General features: G+C 40.7%; 13 protein-coding genes. All 13 read left to right on the forward strand.

Translation table 11 applies throughout. From position 1 onward, the window contains the following. Nucleotides 1-283 precede the first annotated feature (283 nt). The 13 genes from deoC to JZO70_RS15920 all read left to right on the forward strand — a co-directional run bounded on the left by deoC (nt 284) and on the right by JZO70_RS15920 (nt 13,730). Nucleotides 284-937 (forward strand): deoxyribose-phosphate aldolase, encoded by a 654-nt coding sequence (gene deoC / locus JZO70_RS15860; protein ID WP_207674696.1) that lies wholly within the window; start codon nt 284-286, stop codon nt 935-937. A gap of 16 nt (nt 938-953) precedes the next feature. After that, nucleotides 954-2,000 (forward strand): galactitol-1-phosphate 5-dehydrogenase, encoded by a 1,047-nt coding sequence (locus tag JZO70_RS15865; RefSeq protein ID WP_207674645.1) that lies wholly within the window; start codon nt 954-956, stop codon nt 1,998-2,000. Between the two features lie 30 nt (nt 2,001-2,030). After that, entirely contained in the window at nt 2,031-3,074 is a 1,044-nt protein-coding gene (locus JZO70_RS15870; protein WP_207674646.1) for an alcohol dehydrogenase catalytic domain-containing protein, read from the forward strand. Between the two features lie 22 nt (nt 3,075-3,096). Continuing rightward, complete coding sequence (locus tag JZO70_RS15875; protein ID WP_207674647.1) at nt 3,097-4,275, forward strand: TIM barrel protein; 1,179 nt, start codon at nt 3,097-3,099, stop codon at nt 4,273-4,275. A 17-nt stretch (nt 4,276-4,292) separates the two neighbouring features. Beyond that, complete coding sequence (locus JZO70_RS15880; protein ID WP_207674648.1) at nt 4,293-4,754, forward strand: PTS sugar transporter subunit IIA; 462 nt, start codon at nt 4,293-4,295, stop codon at nt 4,752-4,754. Nucleotides 4,755-4,773: 19 nt separating this feature from the next. Beyond that, complete coding sequence (locus JZO70_RS15885; protein ID WP_207674649.1) at nt 4,774-5,055, forward strand: PTS sugar transporter subunit IIB; 282 nt, start codon at nt 4,774-4,776, stop codon at nt 5,053-5,055. Nucleotides 5,056-5,164: 109 nt separating this feature from the next. After that, nucleotides 5,165-6,538, forward strand: a complete 1,374-nt coding sequence (locus JZO70_RS15890) for a PTS galactitol transporter subunit IIC (RefSeq protein ID WP_207674650.1) — start codon at nt 5,165-5,167, stop codon at nt 6,536-6,538. A gap of 236 nt (nt 6,539-6,774) precedes the next feature. Further along, nucleotides 6,775-7,719 (forward strand): sugar-binding transcriptional regulator, encoded by a 945-nt coding sequence (locus JZO70_RS15895; protein WP_207674651.1) that lies wholly within the window; start codon nt 6,775-6,777, stop codon nt 7,717-7,719. Nucleotides 7,720-7,883: 164 nt separating this feature from the next. After that, complete coding sequence (locus JZO70_RS15900; protein ID WP_207674652.1) at nt 7,884-8,999, forward strand: SLC13 family permease; 1,116 nt, start codon at nt 7,884-7,886, stop codon at nt 8,997-8,999. Between the two features lie 185 nt (nt 9,000-9,184). Further along, complete coding sequence (locus JZO70_RS15905; protein ID WP_207674653.1) at nt 9,185-10,915, forward strand: ABC transporter ATP-binding protein; 1,731 nt, start codon at nt 9,185-9,187, stop codon at nt 10,913-10,915. Further along, nucleotides 10,908-12,671 (forward strand): ABC transporter ATP-binding protein, encoded by a 1,764-nt coding sequence (locus JZO70_RS15910; protein WP_207674654.1) that lies wholly within the window; start codon nt 10,908-10,910, stop codon nt 12,669-12,671. Before JZO70_RS15905 ends, JZO70_RS15910 begins: the two co-directional genes overlap by 8 nt. A gap of 150 nt (nt 12,672-12,821) precedes the next feature. After that, nucleotides 12,822-13,400: a TetR/AcrR family transcriptional regulator gene (locus JZO70_RS15915; protein ID WP_207674655.1), complete on the forward strand. Its 579-nt coding sequence runs from the start codon at nt 12,822-12,824 to the stop codon at nt 13,398-13,400. A gap of 63 nt (nt 13,401-13,463) precedes the next feature. After that, complete coding sequence (locus JZO70_RS15920; RefSeq protein WP_207674656.1) at nt 13,464-13,730, forward strand: hypothetical protein; 267 nt, start codon at nt 13,464-13,466, stop codon at nt 13,728-13,730. Nucleotides 13,731-13,863 lie beyond the last annotated feature (133 nt).

The following is a 13,863-nucleotide window of genomic DNA, read 5'->3' on the forward strand; positions in this document are numbered from 1 at the left end:
TTATACACGTTGTATTCACTATTTAAAATATAGCACGTTGAAAATATAGTACAAGGAAAAACTAAAGGTTAGATACGAAGCGTTATTAACTAATGTTTTTTGAAAAAACTTTTTATACAAAAGGCTTGGAGAAGTCTTTTTAATTTACAATCATACTGAAATTTATTTCAATGTTGAAAAAAGTATTGTACTCTTTCGTGAAACGTGGTACATTTTATATGAAATTAATTTCTGTAATGAAAAAAATGCTACGTAGTGAAAAATGGAGGGTATTATGACAACGATTGAGGTAAGTAAGTATATTGATCACACTTTGTTGAAAGCGGATTCCACAAAAGTACAAATTGAACAGCTGTGCCAAGAAGCAAGTGAGTATGGATTCAAATCAGTTTGTGTTAATCCTTATTGGGTTTCTACGGCTAATGAATTACTAAAGGATACAGATGTGTTGGTTTGCACAGTTATCGGGTTTCCTTTAGGAGCGTCAACTAAAGAAGCCAAAGTATTCGAAGCAGAGGACGCTCTTGCTAAAGGTGCCGATGAATTAGATATGGTCATCAACATCGGTGCGTTGAAAGATAAAAATGATGAGTACGTCAAAAATGAGATCAAGGCACTAGCAGATACAGCACATAAAGCTGAAAAAATTCTGAAAGTCATTATCGAAACAAGTTTGCTTACTGAGGAAGAGAAAGTAAGAGTTAGTCATCTTTCTTTAGAAGCAGGTGCTGATTTTGTAAAAACATCAACCGGCTTTTCTACTGGTGGAGCGACAGTTACTGACGTAGCATTAATGCGGAAAACAGTCGGACCTGATATGGGTGTGAAGGCCAGCGGCGGAGTAAAAAGTGCCGAAACGGCTCAGCAGATGATTGAGGCAGGGGCTACACGCTTAGGTACCTCGTCAGGTATCGAAATTATGTCTGGCATTAAATAAGGGAGGATTGGTATTTATGAAAGCTGTGAGAATGTACGCTGTAAAAGATTTGCGAGTTGAGGATGTACCAAAGCCTGAACCGAAAAACGATGAAGTTCTATTAAAAATACATGCGGTAGGGGTTTGTGGTTCGGATATACCTAGAGCGTTAATCAAAGGGCCTCATGTATTGCCAATTACATTAGGGCATGAATTTGCTGGAGAAATTATTGAACTGGGTTCTGATGTTAAGGAATGGCAGGTTGGTGATCGAGTAGCAGTGGCACCACTGATTCCTGACTATGAAGATCCTTGGAGTAAAAAAGGCATTTATTCTTTATCTGAAGGCTATAAATATTATGGTTCAAGAAATGACGGCGCTTTTGCCGAGTACTTAGCAGTTAAAGCACTGAATTTAATCAAGTTAGCAGACAATGTTCCTTATGATTGGGGTGCAACGATTGATCCAGCAGCCAATGCCGTTCATGCGTGTCTGCGGGCTGAATTAACCAGTGAAGATAGCGTAGCGGTATATGGGATGGGTGCGATTGGATTATTCGCTGTTCAATATGCCAAAGCCAAAGGTGTGAAAAATATCTTTGCGATTGACATCGACGACCGCAAATTAGAAATCGCCAAACAAAGCGGAGCAACTACAACGATTAATAGTAAGAATGCCGATGCAGTCAAAACGATTCTCGAAGCTACCGATAATCAAGGGGTGAATGTTTCACTGGAAATGTCGGGTACGGAAATTTGTCAGGTTCAAGCTGTTCAAGCCGCTTCTAAAATGGGCAGAGTGGTCTATCTGGGTATCAGTAATGCTAGTCTGACATTCCCGAAAGAAACTGTTGATAAGATTTTGCGTTACCAAGTCAATGTGATGGGCAGCTGGAATTCATTTTCTGATCCTTTCCCTGGTATCGAGTGGACCGAATCAGCTGAGCTTATGGCTAAAGGATTGATGAATCCAGAAATTTTTATTACCCAACGCTTAGGATTGGATGATGTTCCAGATATATTTAAGCAATTAGATAAGAAGGAATTGTATTTTATCAAAATCATGTTTTATCCAAATGATTAATCGGTAGACGATAGAAAGCGGAGGTATAGTATGAAATCTTTTGTAATGGATGAGAACCGAGATTTAGTAGTCAAGGAAATGGAACAGCCGGTATTAGGCAAAGATGACATGATTGTAAAAATCAAAACGGCATCTATCTGTGGAACGGATATGCGAACCTTTCTTAAAGGCAGTCCGAAAATTGATCCACCCAGAATTTTAGGTCATGAATTTTCTGCTGAGGTTTGCGAAGTTAGTCCTTATGCTGAAGAATTAGGCTTTAAGGTAGGTGACCGGGTAACAGCTGCTCCAGCAATCGGTTGTGGTGAATGCTGGTCCTGCAAGACGGGACATACCAATATGTGTGATGACTTGAAAACATTAGGCTTTCAATATGAAGGATCTTTTGCCGAGTATATGGCCATTCCTAACCAAGCACTAAAAATGGGAAATGTGATTAAGCTGCCGGACACAATTGAAGACGACGACGCAACACTGATCGAACCAGCTGCTTGTGCATTAAATGCTCAAAGCTATCTGAATATTTCCGCAGACGAGTATGTTGTCATTTATGGAAGCGGTCTTATCGGTTGTATTCATGCAGAACTGGCAATGATCCAGGGAGCCAAACAAGTTATTATGATTGAACCGATCGAAAGTCGTGGACGCGTGGCTGAAAAAATGGTTCCAGGAGTGAAGTGGTTAAGTTCAAATACGGAAAACATGGCCGAAGAAATCACAAAGTTGACTGAAGGACGAGGCGCCGATGTAGTGATTACGGCTACTTCCTATGCACCAGTTCATACAGAAGCTCAAGTGATTGCTGCGAAAAGAGGCCGCATTTCGTTATTCGGTGGGATTGCCGGGGATGGCAAAGGATACCTTGATTCCAATCTTATACATTACAAAGAATTGCAAATCTTCGGTGTGCATGCGACGACGGTGGATTTCATGAATGAAATCAAAGAGTACATTCTTGCGGGTAAACTGGATTTGAAAAAATATATTGAAAAAGAGGTTGTGATTGATGACATCTTAGAAGGATTTGAGTCAATCAGAGACGAAGGTACTATGAAGGTCGTTATTCATTTCTAGACTAGGAGGTATGAAAAAACCAATGAGCATAAAGTATCCAAAAATATACTTAGTACTAGATAATTGCTTTGCCTTGAAGCGGTGGGTCGAGCCAGCTGAATGGATGAAAATAACCAAGGAAATTGGTTTTGATTATGTTGAAGCCAGCTTCGACAATGAAATTGATTTCTTGTATGCCCCTGACAGTTATATCGAGGAATGGTTTTATACGCTAAAAGAGTGTGAAGATCAATATGGGGTAAAGGTGGTAAACTTCCATACGGGTTATCAAACTTATCGGACGATTGGCTTAGCACATTCGAATCAGGCATATGTTGATGGACTCGAGAATATCTGGTTCAAAAAAGCGATTGATAAGCTATCAAAAAGAGGGAATGGACTAGGTTTTGCCTTCCATGCCGTTCCAGATAATAAAATGAAGAGCAAAGCAGCCTATCGGGAAAGTGAAGACCAAGTAAGGGATTCATTAAATAGACTGTGCGACTATGCTGATCAAGTTGGTGGTACTTGTAAATTAAGTATTGAGGCCATGTATGCACCTCATCAACCACCTTGGACAATCGCAACGACAAAAGAATATTTGAATTATAATCCTGATTTGTACATCACAGTTGATGTCGGTCATATGATTGGTCAGAAAAAATTCCAATTTCCGTCATTGGATGAAGTCGAGCAGGCAGTAAATGAACGTAAAAAACTGGAAAAACCAAGCTTTGTCTTGTTCTCACAAAAGGCCTGTGAAACTTGGGAGCAGCTTAAGGCTAAAGATACAGTTGCTAAAGAAGAAATTGATACTTTCTATAAACTGATTTTAGAAGATGACTATCTTTATTCGAAGGATGCTAGAGATGCTGATCCTTATGCTTGGCTGGAGGAATTAGGTTGCTATTCGCCAATTATTCATTTGCAGCAAACCAATGGGATCTCAGCTTCTCACGCGGCATTTACCACGGAAACTAATCGAACAGGAATTATTGAACCAAAGAAAGTGCTGCAGGCGATTAAAGCGTCTTATGAGAAAGCCCACGAGAATCTTCTTTATGAGGAAGAAAAGAAAGTGGAGGCAATCTATCTTTCCTTTGAAATTTTCTCGTCTAATACAGACACGACACAAGAAATCAAGGATCGGCTAAAGGAAACATTCGATTATTGGCGGCAAGCAGTACCAGCTGATGGCCTGTCGTTAGATGAACTGGTTTAAAAAATGGAGGTGCAGGTATGGAGCAAGATATATTAGATAATTTAGTCGTTTTTCTTGATGGCAGCTACGATAGCGAGTTTGATCTTTTTAAAAAGATTGTCGAATCGGATAAGGTAAAGCACTTCGTCAAAGACAGCTATTACGAAGCAATCACTGCACGAGAAAAAGAATATCCTACAGGTATTTGTGGACCAGTGATTGATTTTGCGATTCCCCACACAGATCCAGAAAATTTAGTAAATCCTTTTGTAGCAATCATAAAACCGTCAGCTCCGGTAACTTTTGAACCAATGGGAATGGCGGAAGAAAAAGTCCGAGCTAAGCTGATCTTGATGCTGGGAGTCAATAAAGATGGACAGCAAATCGAATTATTGCAAAAACTAATGAGCTTTTTCAGTGATGAAGCTGAAGTAACCAGTGTTATGAATGAAACAGATGAAGAAGCAATTAAAGCAAAAATGAAGGCAGCATTATCATAAAAGAAAGAAGGAATTTATTATGGCAAGAATTATTGTAGCATGCGGATCAGGTGTCGCAACTTCACAAACGGTAGCTTCAAAGGTAACTAAGCTTTTAAAAGAAAGAGGTTATAAGGAAGTTGTAGAAGCAGTAGATATCAAATCCATCAAGCAGCACATTAAAACGGCGGATATCTATATTGCAATTACCAAACCAAAGGAACAATATCCGATTCCAGTCTTCAACGGGATTGCCTTCTTAACAGGAATGGGCATGGAAGAGGAACTGAACAAGATTATTGAAGTTATTGACAGCAAGTAAGTATTTGTCTGGAGAAGAATAGTCGGAATTGGATGGTTCTTCTCCAGAGCTTTTAGGAAATCTATTGATTATTGAAAAAGAGTATCGCAAAACTTGGAGGGAAAAAAGTATGGAACTATTGCAAAGTATTGTGAACTACGTGTTGGACATGGGCGCTTCAGTTTTCGTTCCCTTGATTATGCTGGTTATTGCACTGATTGCTAAGATGAAATTTGGAGAAGCCTTTTCTTCGGCACTAACTTTGGGAATCGCCTTTGTTGCAATGAATTTAGTTATTGGATTTATGATGGAATATATTGGCGGAGCAGCTGAAAGTCTTGCGGAAAATACTGGTGTTAATCTGACAGCCGTAGATGGCGGTTGGCCGGGAATGGCCGCTATTTCATGGGCCTGGCCGTTTGCCTTTCTGATGTTTCCATTGCAGCTAGGGATTAATATATTAATGCTAATGTTTAACTTGACTAAAACGCTGAATGTAGACATGTGGAATGTTTGGGCGAAAATCTTCACTGCCGTAATGGTATCTTACATTTCTGGAAGCATCATTGCTGGTTTTATTGTCGCTGCGATTCAAATTGTTGTTGAACTGAAATTTGGCGATTGTATTGGTAAACGGGTGGAAGAGATTACTGGTATACCTGGTGTTACAGTACCTCATTTCATGGCATTAATCGCTGTAATTATGTACCCGCTAAATCGAATCCTTGATTTTATTCCAATCTTTAACAAAGAAATCGATGCTGATTTCCTAAAGGATAAAATTGGAATTCTAGGCGAAAATCATGTAATGGGTGCTATCATCGGGTTGGGTTTAGGTCTTGTATCAGGGTATGGTGTGCAAGGATCACTAATCCTAGCAGTTCAAGCCGGTACTGCTTTGCTGTTGTTCCCTATGATCTCGAAACTATTTGCACAAGCACTTTCTCCAATTTCTGATGCGATCTCTGAAACTATGAGGAAACGATTCAATGGTAAGGAAATCTTTATTGGTTTGGATTGGCCAATTATTGCTGGAAGAAGCGAATTATGGGTAGCCGTTACGTTGACTATTCCGGTATTTATTCTTATGGCTATAATTTTACCTGACAACGGTGTCTTACCTTTTGCTGGAATCATTAATCTATCCTTCGTCATTGGAGCGATTTTGTTAACGAAAGCTAATCTGTTAAGAAGTGTTGTTTTAGGAATCATCTCTACGCCAATCTTTTTATATGCAGCAACTTATTTTGCCCCATATATTACTCAATTGGCAACATCGACAGGAGCAGTTGCGATTGAATCTGGAAAAATGCTGACTTGGAGTTCAATGGGAATTCCAGATTTCATTTTTATCTTTTCAAAAGCAGCACAGCTTAATTGGTGGGCAATTCTATTAGCACTTGTTTGGTTGGGATTGTTCGTATTGTTGTATCGAGATATTATGAAAAAAGACAATGTAACAGCAGCTGATGAAACAATCGCTGCCGAAGTTGAGGATGTATAAAACCGAATAAATCTAGAAGAGGAAGCTTGATTCCGTTTGAGCTTCCTCTTTTTTAAATCGAAAATAATTGTTTCAAATCTAAAAAATACATTAAGGAACTCTATCGTTTTGATTGAACAAGCCACTATTATGATTAAACTAGCCATTTGGAGTAAATTAATAGTATTATCGTAAATGAAAACGGTACTAGTTTTTTTGGATTTCAAATACTTATTTTGCAAAAGGGGTAGGGTGCTATGTCAGACGATTTAATGTTTAGAGTAATAAAAAGGTACTATATTTTAAAGGAGAATCAAGATACGATTGCTCAAAGTGAAAGCACGTCAAAATCGACCATTTCAAGACTGCTAAAGAAGGCGGAAAAACTTGGGTATGTCAGACATGTTGTAGATGTGCCAATCAAATCACAAGATCATCTTGAGGGGAAATTAATCGAAAAGTATGGTCTAAAGAGGGCCAGAGTAGTACCAACAGATGATTCAGATAATCTTGGTTTGATTATGTTCAACGTAACCTTAAGTGCTGGTCAATTTTTGAACCAGATTGTTAAAGCTAATGACATTATCGGTGTCTCTTGGGGGGAAACCATGACGGCCTTCGCTAATAACCTGCCAGAGTATGGTGGAAAGATTAGCAATGTTCAAGTGGTTCAGCTGAATGGGTCAATCTCGGAGCAAAGAGAGTTGATGAATGGCGACAGCATTGTTAGAAGGATTGCGGCAAATTACGATGCCAAAGGGTATGTCTTACCAACACCATCGTTTGTTGACAGTCCAGAGGTAGCCGAGGCATTAAAAAAAGACAGTATGATCAGTAAAAACTTTGAGTTGATGGAGAAAAGCAACATAACAATTTTTAGTGTGGGGTCTATGCGAGACAATTCTGTACTGATCGAAGCTGGCTATTTCACCAAAGAGGATTATGCTGAGCTTAGAAAAAATGATTATCGGGGAGATATTTGTTCCCGCTATATTAAAAGTGACGGCAGCTATGTAAATGATGATTTGTACAACCGTGGCTTAGGAATTTCGTTAGACTCGTTGAAAAAGAAGGAATGCAACATGGGGCTAGTGGCCGGAAAGGATAAATCTCAAGCAGCGATTGCTGCCTTAAAGGGAGGTTATATCACCCATTTATTTATCGATGAGGATACTGCTGAAAAGATATTGGCGGAAGACTAATTGGTTTATCAAAAATTATCAGTTGTTGTATTCCAAAGCACAATCATTTTGAAGATGATTGTGCTTTTTCGATCCTTAAAATGAATATTGGCTAATGGTCTAATGCCATAAGTGGTACAATCTATAGAAGTGACAAAAAATACAAAATGTTCTAAGGTGAACCAATGACAAATATAAAACTTTTTCTAAAAAGAGACATGCTGTTTGCTGTTTCAGGCTTGCTGGCAGTGATTGCTTGTTTAGTGGGGCGGTTGTCTCTAAATTTTATTGATTTCCATGTAATCCTTACTTTACTGGGGTTGATGGCGGTAATCAAGGTGTTGGAACGGCTGGGGGTATTGGATTATTTTGCTGAGAAGATTATCCAGATTTCCCATACTAATCGCAGTTTAATTCGGAATCTGGCTTTTTTGGCCTTTTTTTCTTCGATGATTTTGACCAACGATATTGCCATATTGACCTTGTTGCCGGTGTTTTTGAAGATTGTTCAAAAGACGCCGCAATTCAAAGAGAAGATTATTGGTACGACTTTGATTATTATCGCCGCTAATTTAGGCAGCAGCTGTCTGCCCTTTGGTAATCCGCAAAATCTTTATTTGTTTGCCTATTATCAGATGAGCTTTGGGGATTTTTTAGTACTGCTGTTGCCATTTTTCGGTCTGTCGATCGTGGCATTATTGGTGGCTTGTCAATTTATTCCTAATAAGCAGCTGGAGGTTGTGCCGCAAGAGCGCAGGGCGATCGAAAGGAAAAATTTAGTACTTCCAACGGTGGCGATGATAGTGATGATTTTGTCGGTGCTGCATTTGTTTCCTTATCAAGTGGCGGTGATCCTTGCCATTTTGGCGGCCTTTTTCTCTGATCGGGAAGCTCTTAAGGAGGTTGACTACCGCTTATTAGGCACCTTTGTTTTCTTCTTTCTGATTGTGGGCAATCTGGGGGAAGTGTCGGGTTTTGTAACGATGATTCGCAGGATGCTGGGCAGCTTTACTTCGGTGATGTTTAGTTCGGCCTTGATTAGTCAGGTGATCAGCAATGTTCCGGCGGCCCTGCTGCTGGCACCTTTTACCCAAGAAGCCCATGCGTTGGTTTTGGGTGTAAATATCGGTGGGTTAGGGACCTTGATTGCTTCGCTGGCAAACTTGATTGGCTACAAAGTCTTTGCTGTTTATTTCGTGAAGGAAAAAAAGCAGTTGGTCAAAACCTTTACCATTATTAACGGCATTTTCTTGGTGATTTTCCTAGTATTTTTTTATGGCTTGCAACTGATTGGCGGCTAAAAATGAATAGCAAAATGACAGCAAGGTCTCTTTAATGAGGCCTTGTTTTTTAGTCTTATTTTAAATAAATATTGAATATAAACTATCGAAAAAATTTAAAAACCCCTTTACTTATTAAATAACCTGTGTGATAATTCAAATGATATTGAGAATCATTATCAGTTAAATCGTTAGGAGGAATGTGTATGGAAAAGGCAAGCGTGGGTTATTTGTTTAAGTTGGCTGGGAAATCCAGTATTTTGCTGCTGTTTTCTGCCATCTTTAGTATTATATCGGGAATTATGGACTTTGTGCCCTTGGTGATGTTGTATCGGGTGTTGATGTTTTTATTTGGCGATCAGCCGAATATTGACTTGGCAAGACAGTATGCGATCTATGCCGGAATCGCTATTATTGTAAAATTTTTGGCGATGCTAATTAGCGGGTCGCTTTCCCATATTGGGGCGTTTAATACTTTGTATGAGATTCGCAAGCAGTTGAGTATTCATATCGCTACGTTGAATTTAGGTTTTTTCACTAAGACGACTTCGGGAAAATTGAAGAAGACGATTATTGAAGATACGGAGCGGATTGAACAGATGCTGGCCCATCAGGTACCGGATTTGGCGAAGGCGTTAGTAGCGCCGTTGTTGATGTTTGGCTATTTATGTACCTTGCATGTGGGCTTGGCGTTGTTCTTATTGCTGCCGATTGTGTTGGGTCTGGCGATCATGGCTTTTGGGATGCGCTTCAGCAGTCGCTACATGGCGTGGTATCAAAAGCTGGTGGCTCAGCTGAATTCTTCGATTATGCAGTTTATTAACGGGATGAATGTGATGAAGTCCTTCAACGTGACGGCCAAAGGCTTCAAGCAGTATTCCGATACGGTAGAGGAATATCATGAGATGTGGACGCAATGTTCTAAGGTGCAGTCTTGGCCTTACAGCATGTTCTTAATCATGATCGAATCGGGTCTATTGTTCAGCTTTCCGTTAGGCGGCTGGATGTATTTGCAGGGCAGCGTTGATCTGCCCACCTATCTGTTTTTCTTGATTATGAGTATTGTGTTTCTTTCTTCCTTCAAAAGCTTAAGCGGCTTTATGGTGGCAATTACTCAGATTTTATCGGGAACGGAAAAAATCAAAGATATCATGGATCTGCCACAGCAGCACTTTGGTCAAACCAATCAAGTCTTGGATCAAGTGGAAGTGGCCTTTGAACATGTGCATTTTTCTTATGAAGAGGATGAAGTCCTGCACGATGTGTCCTTGACGATTCCGCCGAATACGCTAACGGCTTTTGTTGGGGTGTCAGGTTCTGGGAAATCAACGACGGCTCAGCTGGTTCCGCGTTTTTGGGATATCCAAAAGGGTCAGATTCGTTTGAATGGCCATTCGATTTCAGATTTCGATGAGCCCAGCTTGATGGAATCCATGAGCTTTGTTTTCCAGGATGCTTTTATGCTGAGCGACACGATTCGCATGAATATTTCTGTGGGGAAAGATTCGGCTACCGAAGAAGAAATTCACGCGGCGGCTGAAGCGGCACAAATTCATGACTTCATCATGAGTCTGCCGGATGGCTACGACACGGTGATGGGGGAAGCGGGTATTAAGATGTCTGGCGGCGAGAAGCAGCGGATTTGTATTGCTCGGGCGATTTTGAAAAATGCGCCGTTGGTTATTTTCGATGAAGCCACCAGCTTTACCGATATTGAAAATGAACGCAAAATTCAGCTGGCTTTAAATGAGCTGCTGCAAAACAAGACGACGATTATGATTGCCCATCGCTTGAATACTATTAAGCATGCTGATCAGATTTGTATCTTTGATCAAGGGCGGATTGTTGAACGGGGCACTCACGAGGAGCTGCTGCTGCGCAAGGGAACGTACGCGAAGCTTTGGGCAATTTATGCAGAGGAGGGGCAACATGATTAGTATTATTCGGAATGTAAAATTCGTCACTGGCGACAATATCAAACTGCTGTATAAACCCTTGTTGTTATCGATTTTGGATGCCTTCTTCAATATGGTTTTTTACTCGGTGATGATTTTGGCGATTGTGAACTTGGTGTCGGATCGTTTTACTCAGACCTTCTTTTTCCAAGGGTTGGCGGTTTTAGTGGTGGTCTTCATTTTGCGGGCGATTTTGGCTAAATATGTCTTCTTCTCGCTGCAAATGAACAGCTCAGCGATTGCTACGGATTTGCGCTTGCGTTTGGCGGATCATGTGCGCAGCTTGAATTCAGGCTATTTTAATCAAAACAGTGTCGGCAAGCTGACCAGTTACTTTTCTACCGATATTTCTGATTTTGAACAGGTCTTGTCTCATCATTTGACGGATTTTGTGAAGGCGATGTTTAGTATTTGTGTCTGTATGCTGGGTGCCTTGATCATTGACTTCCGCTTCGCTGGAGTACTGGTGATTATGATTGCGGTGGCTTTGCCCTTGATGATTAAAGGCGGCGCCGTGGGGAACAAAATTGCACCGGAACATCGGAAAAAAATGAATGACGTGATTTCGCGAGTAGTAGAATACATTAACGGGATCAAAACCTTCCGTTTGTATCAACTAACCGGTACCAAATTCCAGCGTTTGGATGATTCCTTTGTCGAATTAAAGAAATCCTCGATTCGCGTGGAATTGTCGATGATGCCTTATGTGATGATTTTCTCCACAATCGTGTCCTTTATGATTCCAGTGGCTTTAATTTGGGGAACCAATTTGCTGCTGCAAGGGAACACTTCGCCGCAGCAATATGTGGCGGTACTGATGCTGAGCGTGTCTACCTCCAGTCAGCTGATGGTGATTGGGATGCTGTATCCGGAATTGAAATTCATGGCAAAATCGGCGGATAATTTGCGGCATATTTTTGAAACCCAGCCGTTGCCTTATACGAAGGACAGCTTTGAGAGCAGCGATCATACGATTGAGTTTGATGATGTTTCCTTCAGCTATGAAAATGATGTACCGGTGTTGAAGGACTTGTCCTTTACGGTGGAAAATGGCAAGACGACGGCGTTGGTGGGGCCATCTGGTTCTGGTAAATCGACGGTAATCAGCTTGATTTCTCGCTTTTGGGATGTCACAACAGGAAACATCTCAATTGGCGGCGAAAATGTGCGGGAGGTTCGTCCCGATGCGCTGACCGAAGAAATCACCAGCGTGCTGCAGGATGTTTATCTATTCAATGATACGATTTTGAACAACATTCGCATTGCCAAGCCGCAAGCCTCGATGGAGGAAGTGGTGCAGGCCAGCCGCTTAGCTAACTGTCATGAGTTCATCATGCAGCTGGAAAACGGCTACGACACGATGGTAGGTGAAGGCGGCTCGACCTTGAGTGGTGGGGAAAAACAACGGGTTTCGATTGCCCGGGCGCTGCTGAAGGATGCACCGGTGGTCTTGCTGGATGAATCGACTTCCAGCTTGGATGCGGACAACGAAAAGGAAATCAATTTGGCTTTGGATCGGTTGATGGAGCAGAAGACGGTGGTAGTAATCGCTCACCGTTTGAATACCATCATCAATGCCGATCAGATTATCGTTTTAGCCGATGGAGAAATTTTGGAAAAGGGAACACATCAGGAGCTGTGCAACATGAGCGGCTGGTATGCCCAAATGATTCACGAGCAGAAGGTTGCCCGTACGTGGGTGATTGGTGAGCCAATGGAGTTAGAAGAAGCGAAATAGAAGTGGAGACTCTGGCGGGGGCTGGAGTCTTTTTTGACTAGTAGAACGAAATCTTTGTGATTTCGTTGACAACTGGTGGAGAACCCTTTACAATAAACTTATGACTATGAAAGTAATTTAAGTCATAAGTTTTTTAAGGAGAGATAATATATGGCTAGAAGTTTTTCTGAGGATGAGAAAAAACGTATAGGTCAAAATTTAATTATTGAGTGTGAAAAAAGTTGGGCCAGCTATGGTTACAAGAAAACGAATATTGATCAACTTTGCGGGAAGGTCGGTATTTCAAAAGGGGCTTTTTACTTATTTTTTGATTCAAAAGAATGGTTGTTTTGCAGCGTGCTGGATACGATTCAAGAACGCATGATGTGTTTGATTGCTGCAACAATGACTGAAAAGGTTTCTAAACAAAGTATTAGTCAGATGCTAAAAAAGCTCTATCTCGAATACGATAAAACCAATATTCTTACACAGCGAAACAATCCGGATTTTATCGCCTTCTTAAACAGAGCGCCCGAGGAATGGAAGCAGAAGAGTCGAATAATCAGCGACGATTTCATTATGAACAAGCTTTTTGATTCTCAGCTTCAGTTGAAAATGGAGAAGCAGAAGGCGGTGGGTATATTCAATGCCTTGCTTTCTATTGTGACTAATAAGGAAACCATTGGCTATGATCATTTTGAGGTTTTTTCTACACTGCTGGATAGTGTGATTGATAAGATTTATGAATGAAGTGCCGTTAGAACTTTGGTCAGTAAAGGTGACCGATGCAGTTGAAAGAAAATGGAGGAAGAGATGAAAAAACATAATGAGAAAATTATTGAACTGTCACAAGAATTATCTAAAGGAAATGTTCAAAAGTCATGGGAAACGGCCACGAGAGTGACACGCCCTTCCAAAGTAACGCAAGCTGCGTCATTACTAAGTACTACTTTAGGGATAGGGCTGCTGTGCGGTGGACTTATTGGGACGGTTGTAGGAAAAAATGTTATTGGATTAGGCAGTTTGGCGGTTGGTGCTGTGACTATAATATCAAATGTGAAAAACTTGAAAAGAAAGTAAAATTTCACGGGCCATTGTTTCACTTAGAAGGATGGCTTTTTTGTTTCAGAAAAATGATAGTCGTCTTTGTGAATTAGTGTTACAGGTGATAAATTACAATCATGATGAGAATTATGATTGGTAAAAATGTCAG

The sequence above is a fragment of the Candidatus Enterococcus moelleringii genome, from assembly GCF_017377575.1.
GTDB lineage: Bacteria > Bacillota > Bacilli > Lactobacillales > Enterococcaceae > Enterococcus_A > Enterococcus_A moelleringii.

Coding starts and splice junctions, on each gene's coding strand:
- JZO70_RS15910 (WP_207674654.1), top strand. CDS start 10,908: ATGATTAGTATTATTCGGAATGTAAAATTCGTCACTGGCGACAATATC.
- JZO70_RS15920 (WP_207674656.1), top strand. CDS start 13,464: ATGAAAAAACATAATGAGAAAATTATTGAACTGTCACAAGAATTATCT.
- JZO70_RS15865 (WP_207674645.1), top strand. CDS start 954: ATGAAAGCTGTGAGAATGTACGCTGTAAAAGATTTGCGAGTTGAGGAT.
- JZO70_RS15905 (WP_207674653.1), top strand. CDS start 9,185: ATGGAAAAGGCAAGCGTGGGTTATTTGTTTAAGTTGGCTGGGAAATCC.
- JZO70_RS15895 (WP_207674651.1), top strand. CDS start 6,775: ATGTCAGACGATTTAATGTTTAGAGTAATAAAAAGGTACTATATTTTA.
- JZO70_RS15915 (WP_207674655.1), top strand. CDS start 12,822: ATGGCTAGAAGTTTTTCTGAGGATGAGAAAAAACGTATAGGTCAAAAT.
- JZO70_RS15880 (WP_207674648.1), top strand. CDS start 4,293: ATGGAGCAAGATATATTAGATAATTTAGTCGTTTTTCTTGATGGCAGC.
- JZO70_RS15885 (WP_207674649.1), top strand. CDS start 4,774: ATGGCAAGAATTATTGTAGCATGCGGATCAGGTGTCGCAACTTCACAA.
- JZO70_RS15900 (WP_207674652.1), top strand. CDS start 7,884: ATGACAAATATAAAACTTTTTCTAAAAAGAGACATGCTGTTTGCTGTT.
- JZO70_RS15890 (WP_207674650.1), top strand. CDS start 5,165: ATGGAACTATTGCAAAGTATTGTGAACTACGTGTTGGACATGGGCGCT.
- JZO70_RS15875 (WP_207674647.1), top strand. CDS start 3,097: ATGAGCATAAAGTATCCAAAAATATACTTAGTACTAGATAATTGCTTT.
- JZO70_RS15870 (WP_207674646.1), top strand. CDS start 2,031: ATGAAATCTTTTGTAATGGATGAGAACCGAGATTTAGTAGTCAAGGAA.